This window comes from Actinomyces sp., assembly GCF_030530635.1.
Classification (GTDB): Bacteria; Actinomycetota; Actinomycetes; order Actinomycetales; family Actinomycetaceae; genus Actinomyces.
In genome coordinates, this window is sequence record NZ_JAUMUL010000001.1 from 135,074 (window position 1) to 154,291 (window position 19,218).

At 67.7% G+C, this 19,218-nt stretch carries 13 protein-coding genes; 4 read left to right on the forward strand and 9 right to left on the reverse strand.

Translation table 11 applies throughout. The features are described from left to right. Window positions 1–192 precede the first annotated feature (192 nt). A complete protein-coding gene (locus tag Q4A20_RS00620) occupies window positions 193–1,620 on the forward strand; it encodes a lipopolysaccharide biosynthesis protein (protein WP_303118935.1) in 1,428 nt (475 codons plus the stop codon). 2 nt (window positions 1,621–1,622) lie between these two features. Here Q4A20_RS00620 and Q4A20_RS00625 read toward each other — a convergent pair whose 3' ends face one another. The 5 genes from Q4A20_RS00625 to proC form a co-directional block, all read right to left on the reverse strand. Continuing rightward, on the reverse strand, window positions 1,623–3,191 hold the full coding sequence (locus tag Q4A20_RS00625; RefSeq protein WP_303118938.1) for an O-antigen polysaccharide polymerase Wzy family protein: 1,569 nt from the start codon (window positions 3,189–3,191) through the stop codon (window positions 1,623–1,625). Next, complete coding sequence (locus Q4A20_RS00630) at window positions 3,188–4,477, reverse strand: glycosyltransferase (protein WP_303118941.1); 1,290 nt, start codon at window positions 4,475–4,477, stop codon at window positions 3,188–3,190. The genes Q4A20_RS00625 and Q4A20_RS00630 overlap by 4 nt, the downstream gene beginning before the upstream one ends. Continuing rightward, window positions 4,474–6,963, reverse strand: coding sequence for an ATP-grasp domain-containing protein (locus tag Q4A20_RS00635; RefSeq protein ID WP_303118943.1), 2,490 nt, complete (start codon window positions 6,961–6,963; stop codon window positions 4,474–4,476). The genes Q4A20_RS00630 and Q4A20_RS00635 overlap by 4 nt, the downstream gene beginning before the upstream one ends. A 49-nt stretch (window positions 6,964–7,012) precedes the next feature. Continuing rightward, window positions 7,013–7,708: a sugar transferase gene (locus tag Q4A20_RS00640; RefSeq protein WP_303118946.1), complete on the reverse strand. Its 696-nt coding sequence runs from the start codon at window positions 7,706–7,708 to the stop codon at window positions 7,013–7,015. Between the two features lie 160 nt (window positions 7,709–7,868). Then, window positions 7,869–8,735 (reverse strand): pyrroline-5-carboxylate reductase, encoded by an 867-nt coding sequence (proC, locus tag Q4A20_RS00645; protein ID WP_303118949.1) that lies wholly within the window; start codon window positions 8,733–8,735, stop codon window positions 7,869–7,871. Between the two features lie 22 nt (window positions 8,736–8,757). Here proC and Q4A20_RS00650 point away from each other — a divergent pair, with 22 nt between their 5' ends. The 3 genes from Q4A20_RS00650 to Q4A20_RS00660 all read left to right on the forward strand — a co-directional run bounded on the left by Q4A20_RS00650 (window position 8,758) and on the right by Q4A20_RS00660 (window position 14,657). Further along, the gene (locus Q4A20_RS00650) at window positions 8,758–9,747 is read left to right on the forward strand and encodes a PfkB family carbohydrate kinase (protein WP_303118952.1); all 990 of its coding nucleotides are present in this window, start codon (window positions 8,758–8,760) and stop codon (window positions 9,745–9,747) included. Between the two features lie 1,110 nt (window positions 9,748–10,857). Beyond that, window positions 10,858–12,612, forward strand: coding sequence for an alpha,alpha-phosphotrehalase (locus Q4A20_RS00655; RefSeq protein WP_303118954.1), 1,755 nt, complete (start codon window positions 10,858–10,860; stop codon window positions 12,610–12,612). A gap of 14 nt (window positions 12,613–12,626) precedes the next feature. Then, window positions 12,627–14,657, forward strand: coding sequence for a glucose PTS transporter subunit IIA (locus Q4A20_RS00660; RefSeq protein ID WP_303118957.1), 2,031 nt, complete (start codon window positions 12,627–12,629; stop codon window positions 14,655–14,657). Between the two features lie 74 nt (window positions 14,658–14,731). Here the strand turns inward: Q4A20_RS00660 and Q4A20_RS00665 are convergent, their stop codons facing one another. The 4 genes from Q4A20_RS00665 to Q4A20_RS00680 form a co-directional block, all read right to left on the reverse strand. Continuing rightward, window positions 14,732–15,499 (reverse strand): UTRA domain-containing protein, encoded by a 768-nt coding sequence (locus tag Q4A20_RS00665; RefSeq protein WP_303118960.1) that lies wholly within the window; start codon window positions 15,497–15,499, stop codon window positions 14,732–14,734. Between the two features lie 151 nt (window positions 15,500–15,650). Continuing rightward, window positions 15,651–16,394 carry a sirohydrochlorin chelatase gene (locus Q4A20_RS00670; protein WP_303118963.1) on the reverse strand — a complete coding sequence of 248 codons (744 nt, stop codon included), beginning with the start codon at window positions 16,392–16,394 and terminating at the stop codon, window positions 15,651–15,653. A 106-nt stretch (window positions 16,395–16,500) separates the two neighbouring features. Beyond that, window positions 16,501–17,361, reverse strand: coding sequence for a uroporphyrinogen-III C-methyltransferase (cobA, locus tag Q4A20_RS00675; RefSeq protein ID WP_303118966.1), 861 nt, complete (start codon window positions 17,359–17,361; stop codon window positions 16,501–16,503). Next, window positions 17,358–19,076: a nitrite/sulfite reductase gene (locus tag Q4A20_RS00680; RefSeq protein ID WP_303118969.1), complete on the reverse strand. Its 1,719-nt coding sequence runs from the start codon at window positions 19,074–19,076 to the stop codon at window positions 17,358–17,360. The genes cobA and Q4A20_RS00680 overlap by 4 nt, the downstream gene beginning before the upstream one ends. Between the last annotated feature and the right edge of the window lie 142 nt (window positions 19,077–19,218).

The following is a 19,218-nucleotide window of genomic DNA, read 5'->3' on the forward strand; positions in this document are numbered from 1 at the left end:
TTTGCCGCCATGGTGCCGACGTCAGGGAGTGGAACGAGGGCGGTTAACATTTAAGACGCAAAATCGGCGGGGGTCAAACACAATCCGTTTGACGGGCGCGGTGTCTTGGGGTCAGCATGGGTCAAGTCATCGCAGACTAGCGCCCTGAACCCGTCTGCGGCCCGAAGCGATGACACGTGAGGAGAATCTCCAGTGTCCACCGCCTCCCCGACCGGCCGTAACCTGACCCGGGGCCTGCCCTGGGTTCTGGTCGGCAACGTCTTGTACATGGCCTCTGCGGCTTTGCTCACGCTGGTGCTGCCCCGCATCATCTCCGTGGCCGACTACGGGCTGTGGCAGCTCTATCAGCTGTACGTCATGTATTTCGGTTATGTGACTTTCGGCTACACCGACGGCGTCTACCTGCGCTTGGGCGGGCGGCGCTGGGAGGACATGCCCGGCCCGCGCCTGTCGGCCGGACTGGTCCGGTTGTTCGTCATGGAGCTGGTGGCCTGGGCCGGCCTGGTGGCGTGGGTGTGGGCCTCGGCCGCTGAGCAGCAGCGGGCGCTGATTCTGGTGCTGGCGGGGGCCGGTGCCCTGTTCTATGTGCCGCGCACGCTGGTGACCGTGGTCCTACAGATTGCTGGCCGGGCGCGCGCCTTCGCCCTGGGCACGGTTGCCGAACGACTGGTGACCTTCATCGGCGTCGGCGGCGCCCTGCTGGTGGGTGTGCGTGAAGTCATTGTTTTCATCGTCTTCGATGCGGTGGGTAAGGCACTGGGCATGGTGATCGCGGTGCTCATCGCCCGCGGCGTGTTCCTGGCCCGCCCCGACCTGAGCTGGCAGGCGGCTAAGGAGTTCTTCGCCGACTGCGGGGCGGGCATGTTCGTGCTGGTGTCCAATCTGGCGGCCGCCCTGATCACCTTTGTGGTGCGCTGGGCGGTGGAGAACCGCTGGGGCATCGAGATGTTCGCACAGGTGTCCTTGGCCTTCCAGTTCACCACCATGTTCATGGTGCTGGTGAACTCGGTGTCGATCTCGGTGTACCCGCAGTTGAGCAACCTGGACCGCGCCCACTACGCCGACGCCTACGCCGCCCTGCGCTCGCGGTTCGTTACGCCGCTGGTGCTGATGCTGGGCCTGTATTTCCCGCTGGCTTGGGCTCTGCGGGCATGGCTGCCCAATTATGGGCAGGCGATCTTCTTCCTGGCGCTGCTGTTCCCCTTGAGCGTGTACGAGACCAAGAGCCGAGGGCTGTCGGTGGTGTTCTTGAAGGTCATGCGCCGGGAGCGGATGATGGCGCTGATCAATGTGGCCTGCCTGGGCCTGGCGGTGGTCGGAACCTGGTGGACGGTTTACCGGTTGGGCTCGGCGACGGCGGCGGTGTTCCTCATAGCCGTGGTCTCGGCGGCCCGCTCGATCGCCTCGGAGATGCTGATAAATCGGTTGGTGCGGGTGCCGATCCTGGTCGATACTCTCACCGAGTTACTGGTGTGTGCTGTGTTCCTGGCGGCGGTGGCCGCGGGAGGGCCGCCGTTGGCGCTAGTAGCGGTGTACGCCACCCTGGCTCTGTACGGATACGCGCACCGGGAAGCCCTGCCGGGAATCGCCCGCCGTAGGCGGGGCCGGCACGCCTACTAGAATCAGGTGGGTGAATGCCTGAGGATCCGCAGGGCCGCGCTTTCTTGCTGCGGTCGGTTGATCTGCGCCGCCTCGCGCAGGAGTGCGGCCATCACAGACAGCACCGTGACGGCCGCCAGGCCCACCACCACGCTCGGGGTGAGCCAGATACTCAAAAAACCAGTGGCGCTGCCGCGCGGAGCCCACAGCAGGGTGGACACGATCATCAGGCGCAGACCGTTGCGCAGCGGCTGCCCCTTGACCAGATGACATGTCCAGACGCATATGGCCCCGTATACGGCTCCGCCCGCCAACACGCCCAGGTAGCCGTAGTCGTAGAACATCTCGGCGATGAACGAGGAGCCGGTGCCGCGCCCGGTCAGATACTGAGGTCCTAGCAGCGTGTAGGCGAATGCGTGCGTGAACGAGCCGCCGTGCAATGCGTGTTCGACCGTGTTGCCGTGGTAGACCTGATAGCCCAGCAGCCGGGCCAGGAGCCCGGAGTGCAGGAACTCTCCCGTGTACCAGTCCTTGGGAATGAAGTCGGCGTAGGTGTAGGCGTTGCGGATCACTGTTGAACTCACGCCCTGCCCGTACAACAGTTGCAGGATCGGATTGCGGCCGCCGGCGTCGGACGCTACGGCCCCCACACCGCGCGCCGACTCCACCGCCGCCATCGTGGCGGCGATCAGCGGCACTGCCACAGCGCCGACGATTCGTCCCCTCCGGCCGATACGCCAGGCGCCTGGCGGTTCCTGGCGGGAGCGCACAATCCAATAGGCGAGGATGACGACCACACCGCCCACGAAGGTACCGCGCTGTCCGGTCAACAGGCTCAGGGCGAGATAAGCCCCCCAGCCGGTGGCGGCCGCCACTACCTGTCGGCGAGGAGGGAACAGGCCCAGGTAGATGGTCAGCATCAGCGGCAGCATGATCTCAATGCGCCGCAGCCCGTACATGGAGCCGGAGGCGTCCTCCAGGTCGGAGAACTCGGTATAATAGGACAGGTAACCGTTTGCCAGCACATAGCGGGCCCGCAGTGTCACCGACACCAGGGACAGGGCCAGTGTCACCCAGTAGAGGCTGCGCACGATCGATGGGTCGGCCAGGAGGGTGCCGTTGCGGTTCTGGTCGCTCTCCATGTCCTGCGAGGAGACCGGCGCGCGGAGTCGGCGGGCCCGCACCGTGCTCACGGCAAGCGCGCCGGCAAGGATGCCGACCAGGCTCAGCACCAAGCACAGTTGCAAGTGCTCGGTCTGGCCCGGCGGTGCCTGGTTGGTCTCATAGCGGAAGAAGTCGACCGTGATCTCCCGCCCGAGCAGCAGCAGGAAGAAGGACATCAGGAAGGCCGCCAGGATGGCGCGTTCGGCAATGCGGGCGAAGGCGAACAACAGCGTATTGAGCCACAGCAGCAGGACCAGGGTCCAGGGCAACGAGGCCTGCGTGGACAGGGCCAGGGCCACCACCGCGAGGTTGCACAGAGCGCCGATCAGCCACAGACCGGGACGCCGAACAACTGGGCGACCGGCGTCGGGCTGGTTGCGCTCTACCCCGTCAGCCGCGGCCCCCGCATCCGCTCGCCCAGGGTTCATGCCCGCCCTTCCCGCATTGCGGGCCGGGACTGCTGCCGATAGTCAAGCAGCCCCACGAGCTCCGCGGCGAATTCGGTGTACAGGGCGCGGGCATCGCAGTGGTCCTCCCAGGTGCGCCGGGCGCCGGAGCGCAGTCCGGCGTAGGCGTCCTCGTCCAGGCCTGCGATCTCCTCAATGGCCGCGCGCACCTGCTCCGGCGTCGGATCGGCCGGCAGCAGGATTCCATTCACGCCGGTTCGCACCAGTTCGCCGGTGCCGCCCACATCGGTGGCGATCACCGGAATACCCGTGGAAAGTGCCTCCATGATAGACACCGGTACTCCCTCGGAGGCGGAGACGTTTACCAACAGGTGGCGCGGGGAGTGGACGTACTCCTCGACCAGGTCGGTGTTGCGCACGAAGCCACGCCAGGTGAGTTCGACATTGTCGCCCAACCGGCGGGCCGCTTGCGCCTCGATCTGTTCGCGCAACTCCCCCTCCCCGAAATGGTCCCACTGGATGGGCAGGGATGTGTCGGCGAGTGCCTCGACGAGGATATCCAGGCGCTTGACGGGCACGATTGTCGAGCAGGAGACGATCCGCAGTCCGCGTGCACGTGGGGCCACCGCGGTGGGAACACCATAATCGGTGGTGCCCAGACGGGCGACCACCGCCCGACCGGCGGCCTGCGGGAGACGGTCGAGCAGGTAGCGCAGCCCGTGGTCGGCCACCAGGTAGATGCGGTCCAGGTCCGCCACCGTCTGTGCCCGTAGTGGCAGGTACCCGCGGGGGGAATACTCCTCATACAGGTCGGCGCGGTGGGCGCGGGCCACGGAGGCGGTGCGACGGAAGCGGCGGCGCAGGCGGGCGGCCATGTAGGGCTGATAGGCGAAGCGGTAGGAGTAGAAGACTACCTCGTCGTCCGGCGCGGCCCCGGCCTCGTCCAGGAGGCGGCGGATCTGGGCCGCCTCGTGATGGGCGCGGCTGAGGAAGATGAACAGGGTCACCAATCGTGATGGGTTCAGTCGTCGCCCGCGGGCCAGGGAGAGTAATTCCCGGTACAGGTTGGGGTCGCCTAGCACCCGGACAGAGCCCAGCAGGTAGAACAGGCGCGAGCGGAAGGGCACCGGGTGGGCCCTCATGCCATCGGGCAGTGGACGCACGCTGGCGCGCTGGTCGTCTCGCACCGACAAAGACATGATGTCAACCTGGTCGAAGCCCTTCAGGTACTCCAACTCGGTGGCCAGGAAGGGTTCCCAATTGCCGTAGGGGAAGGCGTTAGCCAGAATCACAAGGCGCCTCATCATGACTCCTCAAGGTTGAAGCGGACCTGAGCGGCGATCTGCTGCACGCGTGTGCGGCACTGGTCCAGGTCGGCCCCGCGCACCACCACCTGCCCGAGGCAGTCATTGGAGGAGGTGAAGCCGTCCAGGCGGTCACCCGGGCCGCGGAACAGGGCCAGATCCACCACCCAGTCGGGCAGGTCGGTGGGAACCACCACATCGGCCACAACACCGTGGGCGTCCGGGTCGGTGAGCATCACCGCCAGGGCGGCACCCCGCCAGGGCTCGCGTACCGCCCAGGTATCCGCCACATCCAGGTCCAGGGCCTCACGCGCCACCAGCTCGTAATAGTCCAGGCCGTGCACGGCACTCATCAGTTCGGGTAGCCCATTGGCCCCTGCTCGAGCGGTCAACTCGATCACGTAGACCTCCCCGTCGCAGGCCATCAGGTCGATGTTGACGGCACAGTCGTTCAGGCCCAGCGCCCGTACCGCGGCAGCGGTGGCTTCGCGTGCCTGTGTCTCCAGGGCGGTGTCGTCGGTCGGAACGTGGTGGCCGACGGGTATCGGCAGCCCGCCGTCGGCCAGGTCGTCGCCGTGGACGGTGATGTGCAGGAGTTCGCCGTCGTGCACCAGCGCCTGTGCACCGAACTCGTGCCCATCCAGGAAGCGCTCGATGATCACCGTGCCGTGCCGGCTGAGGTTGTGGGCCCGGTGGAGGGCCTCACGGGCCTGATCGGGTGTGGAAACCTTGAATACGCCCGATGAGCCCTGCAGGTCCGCCGCCTTGACCATGGCGGGCAGGCCGACGGCGTCCAGGGCTTCGTCGAGTTGGTCGGGGGAGGACAGCCGGCGGAACGGGGCGGTGGGCACACCGCATTGTGCAAGCCGGCGCTTCATGGCCGACTTGTCCATGCACAGCCGGGCAGCGGCGCGGGTAATGCCGCGTAGCCCCAGTTCATCTGCCACCGCTCCCAGGGCCTCCAGGCCCGTGTCCAGGCAACTGGTGGCGACGGCGTCGACGCCTACTGGGCGTGCCCGCCGGGCCACCTCGTCGGGGTCGAGCAGATTCACATCGATGACCTCGTCCGCCTCGTGCAGACCTGGCGGCGATCCCGCGGTCAGGGTGGCGACCACAGCGGTGGCGCCCAGGCGCTTGACGGCGCGGATGAGTCCCAGCTGGCCGCGACCGGCACCAATGATCAGGACCCGGCGGCCCTGGGCCGGCAGGCTACTCGCCTCGGTCGGGGCGGGGCGGTCCACCTCGATGGAGATCAGGTCCCGAGCCCGCTCGCAGGCGGTTACCGCGGTGGCACGGTCGGGCCCGGAGGCCACCACGACGCCCAAACGGTCCGTGCTGGAGTGCAGTCGTGAGATCGTCTCACCGGGCTCGGCGAGAGTGATGACGGCGTTGACGCCGGGCACGGACCGGGCCCGGTCCAAGCCGTGGAAGGCGCGCAGCACGCCCTGGGGGGCGGTCAGGAAGCGGATGGCGGCGGCCTGTCCCGAGGAGGGGGGAACCTCAATGCGCTCCCCGCAGGCCTGCCTCAGTACCAGGCTGATGAAGTCAATACCGGTAGAGCCCGGCACCACATGGGAGGAGACGAAGTCGCCGGCCATGCGGGAGCCGAACTCAATGAGTGCGGGACCGTTCTCGGTGAGCATCATCTCCACGTGGGCGGGACCGAAGTGCATATCCACCGCGGCCAGACATCTGGCCACCAACGCGTGGGCCGCGGCCAGAGTATCGGTGTCCAGATCAGCGGGCTGGGTGTGCCCGGTCTCGATGAAGTGGGGGCTGCCGGTGGTGTCCTTGTCCGTGGTGGCCAGGATGTGGTAAACGCCGTCCACGCACAGCACCTCGCAGCTGATCTCCCGCCCTACCAGCAGCTCCTCCACGATGACGGCCGCCTCTTGAGAGGGGGCCAGGGCGTAGTCCAGTGCCCGGGGCAGATCGGCCTCGGTGTTCACCTGAATCACTCCGCGCGAGCCGGAGGAGTCCAGCGGTTTGACGATGCAGGGCAGTCCCACCCGGGCCACCGCCGCCCGCAACTCCTCCAGGTCCGCGGCCAGGGCGAAGCGGGGGTGGGGGACACCTGCGCGGGCGACAGCCTCCAGCATGAGCGCCTTATCAGTGCAGGCGGCGGCCGTCTCGGGGGATACCGCGGGCAGACCGTGTGCCTGGGCCACGGCGGCGATCGCCCGCACCGGTCGGTCGGTGCCCACCGAAGTCACACCAGCCAGTTCACGGTCACGGGTCAGGGCCAGCAGGCCCTCGACATCGGTGGTGGACACCGTGGCGAACTCGTCCGCCAGGGCGGCACCGGGCACGTTCGGGTCGGCGTCGACCACCAGGGTGCGCATGCCCAGGCGACGGGCCGCGCGGATCATGGGCACCTGCAGGGGCGAGCCTCCCAGGATCAGCACCGGCGGGCGGGACTCATCGGCGGTGGTGCTGCGGCCGGTGTCGGTGTGCGGGATCGTTGCGGAGGCGGCTTCAGGGACGGTCATGGAATCGACTCTCCTATGGTGGCTGAGATTACGGGGCTGTGTGGGGCGCTTAGTGGGACGCGGGCGCGGCGGGAGGCTGCGAGGAAGAGGACTCGGCGGGTGCCTGTCGGGAGGAGGAGTAGACGGACTTGCCCGTCAGCACGGTTTGGATGGTCTTGAATACGATGCGCAGGTCCAGACCGAGGGAGAGGTGATCGACGTAGTAGCAGTCGGCCGCGTAGCGTTCGGGTAGGGTGGTGGAGTTACGGTAGAAGGCCTGGTTGTAGCCGGTGATACCCGGTCTGACCGTCAGCCTCCGGCGTTCGTCATCCCCCATACGTTCCAGCGGCTTGGTCGCGAGATTGGGGCGCGGTCCGATCAGACTCATGGTGCCGTTCAAGACGTTCAGGAACTGGGGAACCTCGTCGATTGAGGTGGCCCGTAGTACGCGGCCCACGCGGGTGACGCGGGTGTCGGAGCGGGAGGCCACGGAGGAGGAGTCGGCATTGCGTATGTCCGGGGCGCCCACGGACATGGAGCGGAACTTGAAGATCCGGAAGGGGCGGCCGTGACGGCCCCACCGCTCCTGGCGATAGAAGACGGGACCGCCGTCATCAAGCTTGATGGCGGCGCCGACGCCGACGGTCAGCGCGCCCAGCAGCGGCATGACCGCAAGGGCGGCGGTCACGTCCAGGGCACGCTTGCCGTAGCGGGCGTAGAAGGTCTGCGGACGCTTCCAGGTGATCAGGGTCGCCTGGTTTGCCATGGGTGTTCCCCTTTCAGTGGCTTCACCGGGGCAGTCGTCAGATAAGGTCGGGACTGCGGATCAGATGTTGTCAAGACTGAGTATAGGTAACGGTCAGGAATCGAGTACACCTACAGACTAGCCGCTCGGTGGGGCGCGTGCACGGTGAGCCGATGAGAGATTAAACGCCCAGCTCCCGGTCCCTGGCAATGGTCGCCTCCACTCCCGCGAGAAGGGCGGGTGAGAAACCGGCTCGCTCCAGGGCCACGAGTCCGGCCACGGTGGTGCCGCCGGGGGAGGAGACGGCGTCGATGAGGTCGGCGGGGGTGCGACCGCGGACGCCAGCGGTCGGAGTGCTGCGCGCGGCAGTCGCGGCGCGGGCCTTTGCGGTCTGCTCCGCCTCGGCCTGGACGGTCAGTGCCGAGCCAAGCACCGCCTGGGTGACGATCTCGACGGCCTGCGCCTTGGGGATTCCGGCCGCCACGCCGCCGCGTGCCAGTGCCTCAATGAACTGGAACACGAAGGCGGGGGAGGAGCCGGCCAGGGCGGTGAAGGCGGAGAAGTCCTGCTCGGCCAGCACCAGGGTGCGGCCCACGCTTCCCAGTAGGGCGCGGGCGGTCTCCAGGTCGGTGTCGGTGGCTGCGGCGCCCGCCACCAGGGCGGTCATGGATTGGCGCACGGCGGCCGCCATATTCGGCATGGCGCGCACCACGCGGGCGCCCGGGGGCAGCATTTCGGCCAGCTGCTCGGTGGTCAGTCCCGCGGCGATGGAGAGCACCAGCGGGCGGCTGGAGGCCAGTGCTTCCAGCAACGGTGCAAGTGCCGTCGGCACCACATGCGGCTTGACCGCGAGCACCACCACATCGCTGACCGCCACGAGCTCGGCAGCCTCTGTCATGTGCCGCGCCCCGGTGGCCCGGGCCAGGCGGGCGGCCGAATCATGAGCGCTGGTCAGCAGCACATCGGTGGTGGGCGTGCCCGCTGCGATGGTTCCACGCACGATCGCGCCCGCCATATTGCCCGCACCAATGAAGCCGTAGACCGTCATGACCCCAGGGTAGCCTCCCACTGTGTCCAATACCCCAACCGCACCTCGTACCGAGTCGACCGGTCCCGAGTCGGTCCGCCCCGTGGCGGCTGGTTCCAGCGCGTCGGAGGGGCGAGCTTTGCTGGTGATCGGAGCCGCCCTGGCCGAGGAGCTGTACTCCGTGGTCGATGTGCCGCCGCGCGGCGGACATGCCTGGATGAGTCACATCGCCTCCACGGTGGGTGGATCGGCCTTTAACGTCTTGCGCAACCTGGTGCGCCTGGGACACGCCCCGATGGCGGCCCTCGCCGTCGGTACCGGACCGGCCGCCACTCGCGTCACGAAGAAGTTGGATGCCCTCGGGGTGCGCAGTGTGCTGCCCAAGCACGAGCAGGACAACGGCACCTGTTTGACCCTGGTTACTCCCGACGCTGAGCGTACCTTTCTAACCGTCGGCGGCTGCGAGACCGACTGGTCCGCCCAGCGACTGGCCGGTCTGGAGGCGCCGACGGGTGCGGTCGTATACATTTCCGGCTTCCAGCTGGTGGCTGTCGGCGGACACCTAGCCGAGTGGTCCGCTCGGCTGCATCCCGATGCCAGGCTCGTAATCGACCCCGGCGCCCGCTGCGCCGAGCTGGTGCAACTGCCCGGCTGGCGGGCGCTCAGCGATCGTTGTGACCTGCTGACACTCAACACCCGGGAGGCGGCGGTGCTGCTGGGCGCGGAGCCCGGCTACGAGTGCCCAAAGGATCCGGGGACGGGCTTGGAGACGGGGCTGGCCGGATGGGCGCAGCGGCACGGTTGTGATGTCGTGCTGCGGCGGGGGCCCGCAGGCGCGACCTGGCTGCCCGCTGACGGGTCCGGACCGGTGCATGCGCAGGCCGTGCCCGTACGGGTGGTTGACACCGACGGCGCCGGTGACGCACATACTGCCGGCATCATGGCCGCGCTCGCGGGCGGCGTGGGGCCGAAGGCCGCCCTAGAGCTAGCGGCCGAGGCGGCCGCGCAGGTGGTCGCGCGCGTCGGTCCGTGAATTGCTATCGGCATCGGTCCTTGAGGGGAGGTGTCGGCGGATGCGGGCAATACACAGCATCGTCACAGCGCCGGTATGCGGCAGGTTCAGCAGCGGTTCGTAGTTTCAGGCCTGGCCCGGCTAGACGGGTCCGAGTACTACGCACTGAGAGGTTCTAGATGACCGAGTCCAGGTCCGACGACTTTGATGTCACCGCCCGAATTCCCGCTGATGATGCCAGCGGCTCCCGGAGTACCTCCGCCTCCTCGGCACCGGCCGGTGCCGACGCGGGGCTGTCGGAGGGGTCCGTGTCGTCGGAGGTTGGCGGTCAGGCGGTCCCGCTTGCGGATGACCCCGATCCCGCGGCGGCAATGCCACTCGGGTCCGCACCCGTCTCTGCAGCAGGCGCTCGGCCCCGGGACAAGCGAGGGCGCCCTTGGTGCAGGCGTACGTGGGTCGCCGCCGTTGCGGTTGCCGTACTGATGCTGGGAGCCTTCGGCGCCGGGTGGGGTGTCAATGAGTTGCTGTCCTCCGACGAGGCCCCGGGGGTTGTCGAACAGGGAGAGTTCGACCCGCGGCAGGGTGGCCCGGGTGGGCGGATGCCAGGCGGCGACGGACGCATGCCGGGCGGAGACCGGATGCCTGATAGTGATTCCGGGCAGATGGGTGGCGGCTCCGGCGGTGCTGGTCGGACCACGCCCGACGGTGGTGTCACCGGCGGGCCGGGTGGCGGCTCTGAGGACGGGCCCACTTCCGATGGTGATGACAGTGTCGGTGTATTGCAGGAGGGCGCCTCGGCCTGATTGAGCCGTTACCGGGTCGCGGCTCGGTCGGCCCCGGTAACGGCGTGCCGAGCCGCGGCGCCGGGCCGCCGTGACACGGATTGCAGCACTTTGGCCCGTGCCTGTCTTGGCGTTGCGGCAGGGTTGGCGTGATTGCGCGGTTTGTTCTCCCTGAGCTTCGTATGCGGCTACAAAAGTGTTGCATTCCATGACAGTGGAATTAGGTGGCGGTCAGGGGTGTGCGTCACACCGGGGCGCTCTGGCTTGCGTTTGATCGCTCTGGGGCGTCTACTTGTGTATACAAGTTTGCCGCGTGGGTGCGGCAGCGAGACTCACCTCGGAGCACCTCATGAGCTTTCACGACGCTGTCGTCTACCAGATCTATCCGAAGTCCTTCCGGGATACCACCGGCGACGGCACCGGTGACCTGCGGGGCATCATCGAGAAGGTCCCCTACATCGCCTCCCTGGGTGTGGACTATGTCTGGCTCAATCCCTTCTACCCCTCGCCGGGCCGGGACAACGGCTACGACGTGGCCGACTACTGCGCGGTAGACCCCGCCATGGGCACGATGGAGGACTTCGACGAGCTCGTCTCCGCCCTGGCCGAGCACGGCATCAGCCCCATGCTGGACATGGTGCTCAACCACGTGTCCACCCAGCATGAGTGGTTCCAACGGGCGCTTGCGGGTGAGCAGCGCTACCGCGACTACTTCTATCTGCGTCCCGCCCGCGGTGACGATTCGGCTGGGCAGCCGATTCTGCCCACCAACTGGGTCTCCAAGTTCGGCGGCCCCGCCTGGGCTCCCTTCGGGCCAGTGGATGATTCCGGCCGTCCGCGGGGAGGGGAGTACTACCTGCACCTGTTCGACCCCGGCCAGGCCGACCTGAACTGGCACAACCCCGAGGTGCGCGCCCGCGCGGCGGAGGTCATCAACTTCTGGCGCTCCCACGGCGTGCGGGCCTTCCGCTTCGACGTGATCAACCTGATCGGCAAGACCGAGCCGCTGGCCGATGCCCCCGCCGGCACCGACGACCGCCTCGTCTACACCGACGGGCCGCTCGTGCACGACTACCTGCAAGAACTGTGCCGGGCCAGCTTCGGCCGGGACCCCGACTCGGTGACCGTGGGGGAGATGTCCTCCACCTCCATCGCCGCCTGCGTCGATTACACCGCCCCCGCGCGGCGGGAGCTGTCGATGGTGTTCAACTTCCACCACCTCAAGGTCGATTACGCCGACGGTCAGAAGTGGACCCTGGCCGCTGCGGACATCCCCGGCCTCAAGCGCATCCTCAACGACTGGGCACTCGGCCTCCAGGCCGGCGGCGGCTGGAATGCCCTGTTCTGGAACAACCACGACCAGCCCCGCGCCATCAACCGCTTCGGCGACCCGGACCGCTACCACTACGAATCCGCCACCATGCTCGCCACCGCCATCCACCTGCTGCGCGGCACCCCGTACATCTATATGGGGGAGGAGATCGGCATGACCGATCCGGACTACACCCGCATTGAGGATTACGTGGACGTCGAGGCCCTGGGCGCATACGCCGAGTTGCTGGCCGCCGGGCACAGCAAGGCGGAGGCCTTCAACATCGTCCACGCCAAGGCACGTGACAATGCGCGCACTCCTATGCAGTGGGATGCCACCGCCGGTGCCGGCTTCACCTCCGGCACCCCGTGGCTGCGCCCCACCAACGCGGCTGCGATCAACGTCGCCGCCGAGGAGGCGGGCGGCCGCATCCTGCCCTACTACCGCCGCCTGGTGGAGCTGCGCAAGACAGAACCAGTGATCTCCGAGGGTGATTACACCCCCTGGGAACTCGACAGTTCCGACGTATTCGCCTACATCCGCAACCTGCCCGGCTCCGGAGCCGGCACGTCCCCCGACGCCGTGGGTCCCGATGCCGAGGACACCGGCGTTACCCGTCTGCTCGTCTTCAACAGCTTCCGTGGTCACCCGACCACGGTCGAGGTTCCCAGTGAGTTCCTCACTGGAGAAGTGCTCATCGGGAACTATCCCACACGGCCACTCAGTCCCGTCATGACTCTGTCTCCGTACGAGGCGCTGGCCATCATCATCCGCAACACGAACAGGCTCTGAGAGGAGCTCACCTCATGTCCTCAGCATCTGCCTCGGATACGGCGCTGGTAGCGCCTGTATCCGGCAAGGTAATCGCCCTCGTCGACGTACCCGACCCGGTCTTCTCTTCTGGGGCCCTCGGGGAGGGTTTCGGCGTGGCCCCGACCTCCGGCAATGTGGTCGCCCCGGTCTCCGGCACCATCACCATGGTGGCCGATACCGGCCACGCCATCGGCATCGCCACCACCGACGGCCTGGAGGTGCTTTTGCACCTGGGCGTCGACACCGTCGAGCTGGAGGGACGTCCCTTCCATCTCAGCGTCGCCGTCGGCCAGGAGGTCCGCTCCGGCCAGTCCCTGGGCGCCATGGACCTGGCGGCCATCAACGCCGCCGGCAAGGACACCACCACCATCGTGGCCGTCACCAACTCCGCCAAGGCCCTGGCCGAGCTGCGGGTCGCCCGGGGGCAGGCGCAGGCAGGTGCGAGCGTGGCCACCGCCGTGCTCAAAACCGCCGCCGAGGCGGGCGCCGCCTCGCCCCGGGCCGCCACGGCCGATGATGGCCTGACCGGCTTCGACGCCACCGCCCGCGACATCATCGCCGGCGTGGGCGGGGCGGACAACATCCGCTCCGTCATCCATTGCATCACCCGGGTGCGTTTCTACCTGAAGGATGAGTCCCTGACCGACGACGCCGCAGTCACGGCCACCGAGGGCGTCATTGACGTGGCCCGCGCGGGTGGCCAGTACCAGGTGGTCATCGGTGCCACCGTCGGCGACGTATACGATGCCGTCATCAAGCAGGTGCCCCGCCTGGCAGAGGGGGCCGAGGATATGGAGGCGGCGCCGGCGCCGCCGAGGCCCACCACACCCATCGGCTGGATCAAGTACGGCTTCTCCTCACTGATCGGCGTGATCACCGGTTCCATGATCCCCGTGATCGGCGTGCTGGCGGCCTCCGGCATCCTCAAGGGAATCCTGGCGCTGCTCACCCAGTTCAATGTGGTTGACACCGGCACCTCCACCTACACCTTCATTGACGCCATGGCATCGTCGATGTTCTACTTCCTGCCCATCATCATCGGCTTCACCTCGGCCCGCAGGCTCGGTGCCGACCCGATCATCGTGGCCATCATCGGCGGAGTGCTCACCTTCCCGTCCGTGATCTCCATGGCCGACTCCTCGGCCGCGGACTATCACGTGATCGCCCGGATCGGGCGGACGGTCTTCAACTCCGACTTCTTCGGCATCCCCGTCTCCCTGCCCGAGGGCAACGCCTACGCCTACTCGATCTTCCCGATCATCGTGGCCGCCTGGCTGGCATCCAAGATCGAGCCGTGGCTGAAGAAGTGGATCCCGGCGGTGGTGCGCTCCATCTTCGCCCCGCTGCTGGAGATCTTCATCGTCTCCACCCTGGTCCTGGTGGTATTCGGCCCGATCGTCATGACGATCTCCGGAGCCATCGCCCAGGCCGTCAGCTGGGTGCTGAGCCTGTCCTACCCGGTGGCCGGACTCCTCATTGGCGGCCTGTACCAGTGCCTGGTCATCTTCGGACTGCACTGGGCCGTCATCCCGATCATCTCCCAGCAGATCGCCGACCCCGGATTCTCCCCGCTCAACGCCATCGTCTCCGCCTCCATGATCGCCCAGGGCGGTGGTGCCCTGGCACTGTGGATCAAGGCCAAGAGCCCTCGCATCAAGCAGCTGGCCGGCCCGGCCACTATCTCCGCCCTGTGCGGGGTTACCGAGCCCGCCATGTACGGCCTGAATCTGAAATACGGGCGGGTGTTCATCACCGCCTCCATCGGCGGTGCCGTGGGCGGCCTGCTCACCGGTCTGTTCGACGTCAATATGTGGGGCTTCACCGGCGCCCTCGTCGGCTTCCCGTCCTTCGTCAACCCCGCGGGCCTTGACGGATCTTTCACCGGCTTCTGGATCGCCTCGTTCGTGACCCTGGCCGTGTCCTTCCTGGCCACCTATTTCTTCGGTTTCAAGGAGTCCGACTTCGAGACCGAGCGTACGGTGGAGAAGGTCCGGCTGGGCAACCGGGAACCGGTCGCCCGTTGAGAATTCCGGCTCTCTAGTGGGTGTGGCCCGGTCGGCGTGGGTACCCATGCCGACCGGGCCCATTGGCTCGCCCATCACCGGTGGGAGGGCAGGCGTTGCGCGGCAGACACGAATCCGAAAGTGGCCGGCACGTGGTGGGAACGGGTGTACTCGAAGGGCACGCCGGAGGCATCGAAGCCGAGCGACTCCATCACTCCCACGCAGTCCAGGCCGCCCAGGTCCAGGTGGCGGCGGTCCAGCTCGTCCGCGGCCTCAATGGTGACCATGCGCGAGGCCGTGGTTATGTATACCCCCAGCTCATCCTCCAAGTAGGCGTAAACAGAGGTCTCCGCGGCCTCGCGGGGAATCTCCGGAACCACTTCGCGCAGGAAGCGATTGTGGTCGATGATTGCCGGTCTGCCATCCAGCAGGCGCAGGCGGCGCAGGTACAGCACCTCGGTCCCGGCGCTCAGCCCGGATGCCCGGGCCGCCGGTTCGGGGATGGTCTCGACGGCGGAGTGCAGCAGCACGGTGCGCACTTCGGTGCCCATGCGGCCGCCGGCCTCGGCCAGTGACTCAATGCCGGACAGGAAGAATCTCGAGGTGGTGCGGGGGCGGTAGATCACTTGGATGCCCCTGCCGTGAATGGGTTGGACATATCCCTGCGATCCCAGGTATTGCAGCGCCTTGCGTACCGTGGGCCGGGTAGTGTTGAAGTCGGCGCTGAGCTGGTTCTCGCTGGGCAGGAAGGAGCGGAAGGGGAGGGCGCCATCCTCTATCCGGCCGCGTAGGTACTCGTAGATCTCCTGGTACTTCGGCGCATGCGCTCGCTCGCGACGGCGAGGGGGCTGAGATGCGGCCACAGTGTGCTCTCCTCGGTTCGGGGCTGAATGCCTGGGCTGCCGTATGGCACTAGCCTATGCACTCGCTCCGGCGGGACCGCGTTGCTGTGGTCCGGGTGCGCGCGTCCTCCGGGTGTTGGTAGAGACGGGGGTGCAGCGACCACGCAGGTGTTCACGCGGGTACTAACAGTGAGGATGAGCCGGCCCGGTCGGCCGGCGACCAGGAGGAGGGTGCGGCGGCTTCTCGGTATCGCTGGGCGACCACATGGGCGGCCGCAGGGTGCGGGCCGATGGGGGCAGCCACGAGCCTCGCGCCGGTGTGGTGCAGGGCACGGGAGAACTTTCCCTCGGCCAGCAGGTAGGGGGCCACGGCGATCGCACGTGCGCCTTCCTGTTGCCACGCGGACACCGCCTCGTGCGCGGTGGGTCGGGCCTTGGCCAGGTATGCGGGTCGGACGGGCACACCGACTTCCTTTGCCAGCAACTGTGCTGCCTGCTCGGTCTCCCGTATGGGCCGGCTCCTGAAGGAGCCCGAGCCCGCCAGCACGATGCCGTCCAGGTCCACCACCGCCGGGCCGCCCTGCGCCGCCTCGCGCAGTCGGTCGGCCACAGCCTTGACTATCGTCGGCTCGGGACCCAGATGCCGGGAGACGTGCCCGCAGCCATGTTCGGTGAGCAGGCCGGGCAGGTCGCGGAGGACGTGGTATCCGCCGCTGAGGAAGAAGGGGACGACAATGGGATCGACGAGTCCTGACAGCGCCTGTCGTGCCGTTGGGCTTTGGAACTCCACGTATCCGTAGCGCAGGACGACTCCCGGCAGGAGGGCGGACACCTGTGTGCATACTCGCTCCAGTACCGGGTCGGTGCCGGGTGCGCGGGTGCCGTGTGCCAGCAGAACCAGAGGGCGTGCACTCATGCTTCCCGGACCCCCTCGGCGAAGCCGGCACGGCGTACGGGTGAGGCCGATGACCGGCAGAGCCCCACGGCCAGCGCCGATACCGCCCAGGTGGTTACGGCCGTGTTCAAGATGGGGAGAACAAGTGCGTGCATGATGTCCTTTTGGGCTTCCAGGGGGCGCCGCCGGTTTCATTGCCGGGGACGATCCGCGTTTTCCATGCGGGGCTGACGGAGACGACATCACCGATGACGATGACCGCGGGTGCGGTAACACCAATATCGGCGGCTACGTCGGGCAGACATCGCAGAATCGTGGCGGTCACTCGCTGGTCGGGCAGGAAGCCGCGTTCGACGACGGCTGCCGGGGTGTCGGGTGCCGCCCCGGCGTCCAGGAGTGCTGCGGTCGAGCGGTGCAAGTGGGTGACACCCATGAGGAGGATCAGTGTGTGATCGCGCCGCACCGGCACCGTGGAGATCAACTCTTCATGCGCGGCTACCACCGAGAAGCCCCGTGCCAGTCCTCGGTGAGTGACCGGGATGCCGGCGGTGGCCGGCACGGCGATGGCCGAGGTGACTCCGGGCACGTTTTCCACGATGACGCCGGCCGCCCGGCAGGCCGCCGCCTCCTCACCGCCTCGACCCAGCACATATGGGTCACCCCCCTTCAGACGCGCCACGCGATGCCCGGCGCGGGCCCGCTCAACCAACAACGCATTAATCCGCTCCTGCGGCACCGGATGCCGGCCCGGGTGCTTGCCCACGTCGAGTACCTCCGTGCCGGGGCTGACGGTGTCCAGCAGTTGGCGTGGGGCGAGCCGATCGATGACGACGACGTCGGCCCGCTGCAGCAGGCTCAGGCCGCGCAGCGTAATCAACTCCGGATCGCTCGGGCCGGCACCGATGAGGGCCACCCACCCGGCTCCGGGGCGGTCGACGGCCGGTACCCTCTCAACCTCCGGTTGTTGGGACTGACGTCGGCTACTCATACCAGCTCCTCCTTGGGTGCCCGCTGCGCCCACTGCGAGAAGCTCTCCTCCGGGGCGCGTGTGGTCGCATAGCGGCGTACGACGCGCTCGATGTAGTCGCTCAAGTCGGTGGCGGCCACCTTCAGGCCGCGCACGGTGCGTCCCAGCTCGGCCTCCTCGTGGCCGGCGGCGGCCAGACCGCCGCCCAGGTGCACTTGGAAACCCGGGACCCGCTGACCGTCGACGGTGATGATCTGCCCCTTGAGGCCGATGTCGGCGATCTGGATGCGCGCGCAGGAGTTGGGGCAGCCGTTGACGCTGATGGAGATCCGCCGCTCGAGGTCGAGGTCCGCCAGGCGCGCGTCGAGCTCGGCGCCGACTCGCGCCGCCAGGGACTTGGTCTCCACGATCGCGAACTTGCAGAACTCCAGGCCGGTGCAGGCCAGTAGCGAGCGGGTGAACGGCCCGGGGGTGGGATCGATGCCGAGATTACGCAGCCCGGCCACGGCCTCGTCCACGCGCTGCGCCGGCACGTCCAGTAGCAGGACGTTCTGCAGGGGCGTTGTGCGCACCCGGTCTGAGCCGACCGATTCGGCCAGGTTCGCCAGCCCCAGCATGGTGTCACCGGACAGGCGGCCGACCGGTGGTTTGCCGCCGATCCAGTAGCGTCCGTCCCGCTGCCGGTGAATGCCGATATGGTCCGCCTCACCCACGGGTGGTGCGGGGGCGGGCCCGTCGGCCAGTTCGTAGCCCAGGTACTCCTCCTGCAGGACGCGGCGGAATCTCTCCGGACCCCATTCGGCCATAAGGAACTTGAGGCGGGCCTTGTTGCGCAGACGGCGGTAGCCGTAGTCGCGGAAGAGCCGGATAGCGGCCCACCACACATCGGCGACCTGGGCGGGTCGTACGAAGGCGCCCAGGCGCTGTCCGAGGAAGGGGGCGGTCGACAGTGCGCCCGCCATCCACAGATCGTAGCCGGGGCCGAGTTCGGGGTGGTGTACCCCCACGTAGGCGATGTCATTGATCTCGTGGAGGACGTCAAGGGTCGGGGAGCCGGTGAAGGCGGTTTTGAATTTGCGGGGCAGGTTGGCGATGTCGGGGTCACCGAGGAAGGTGTCGCGGATCTGGGCGGCGGCGTCGGTCGGGTCGATGATCTCGTTGGGGTCGATTCCGGCCACGGGGGATACGAGCATTCCGCGTGGGGTGTCGCCGCACGCCTCGATGGTGATTAGACCGACCTCCTGGAGTCGGCGCCACAGCTCGGGCACGGACTCTAGCTCGATCCAGTGCAACTGGAGGTTCTGCCGGTCGGTTATATCCAGGGTGCCGCGGGCGAACTCGTTGGAGGCCCTGCCGAGGACGCGCATCTGACACACAGATAGGGACTGGCCGTCCATACGCACCCGCTGCATGAAGTAATGGTCGGACAACTCGGCGGGGCTGAGCTGGGCGGTGCGGCCCCCGTCGATACCCTGTTTGCGTTGCGTATACAGGCCCCACCACCGAAAGCGCGTATGCAGGTCGTCGTCGGGGACGGCGTCGAAGCCGGCGGCTGCATAGGCGGACAGGATGCGGTCGTGGGCGCCGAGCGGATCGCCGTCCTGCTTGATGGCCTCATTGGGGTTCAGTGGCTTGCGGCCGTCGATGCGCCACTGACCGTTGGAACGACCGGCGCGCGGTGGGCGCACGGAGCGGCCGGCGGTGGTGCTTGCAGACGGGTTGTCGGTCGGGCTCATGTCTCCTCCAGGTTGGTGGTGCATGAGCGTCCGGAGCCATCGGGTCTGTGACTCTATCCGGTCGGTGCTCTCGGCGAGGGCCGGTCAGTGGCCGACTTGGTGCCGCGCGGCTCCGGACGCTTCTTGCGCCGGATACCGTGTG

Bases quoted from the DNA above. Each gene is read 5' to 3' on its own strand.
- Q4A20_RS00625 (WP_303118938.1), bottom strand. From the start codon at position 3,191: ATGAACCCTGGGCGAGCGGATGCGGGGGCCGCGGCTGACGGGGTAGAG.
- Q4A20_RS00630 (WP_303118941.1), bottom strand. From the start codon at position 4,477: ATGATGAGGCGCCTTGTGATTCTGGCTAACGCCTTCCCCTACGGCAAT.
- Q4A20_RS00635 (WP_303118943.1), bottom strand. From the start codon at position 6,963: ATGACCGTCCCTGAAGCCGCCTCCGCAACGATCCCGCACACCGACACC.
- Q4A20_RS00640 (WP_303118946.1), bottom strand. From the start codon at position 7,708: ATGGCAAACCAGGCGACCCTGATCACCTGGAAGCGTCCGCAGACCTTC.
- proC (WP_303118949.1), bottom strand. From the start codon at position 8,735: ATGACGGTCTACGGCTTCATTGGTGCGGGCAATATGGCGGGCGCGATC.
- Q4A20_RS00655 (WP_303118954.1), top strand. From the start codon at position 10,858: ATGAGCTTTCACGACGCTGTCGTCTACCAGATCTATCCGAAGTCCTTC.
- Q4A20_RS00660 (WP_303118957.1), top strand. From the start codon at position 12,627: ATGTCCTCAGCATCTGCCTCGGATACGGCGCTGGTAGCGCCTGTATCC.
- Q4A20_RS00670 (WP_303118963.1), bottom strand. From the start codon at position 16,394: ATGAGTGCACGCCCTCTGGTTCTGCTGGCACACGGCACCCGCGCACCC.
- cobA (WP_303118966.1), bottom strand. From the start codon at position 17,361: ATGAGTAGCCGACGTCAGTCCCAACAACCGGAGGTTGAGAGGGTACCG.
- Q4A20_RS00680 (WP_303118969.1), bottom strand. From the start codon at position 19,076: ATGAGCCCGACCGACAACCCGTCTGCAAGCACCACCGCCGGCCGCTCC.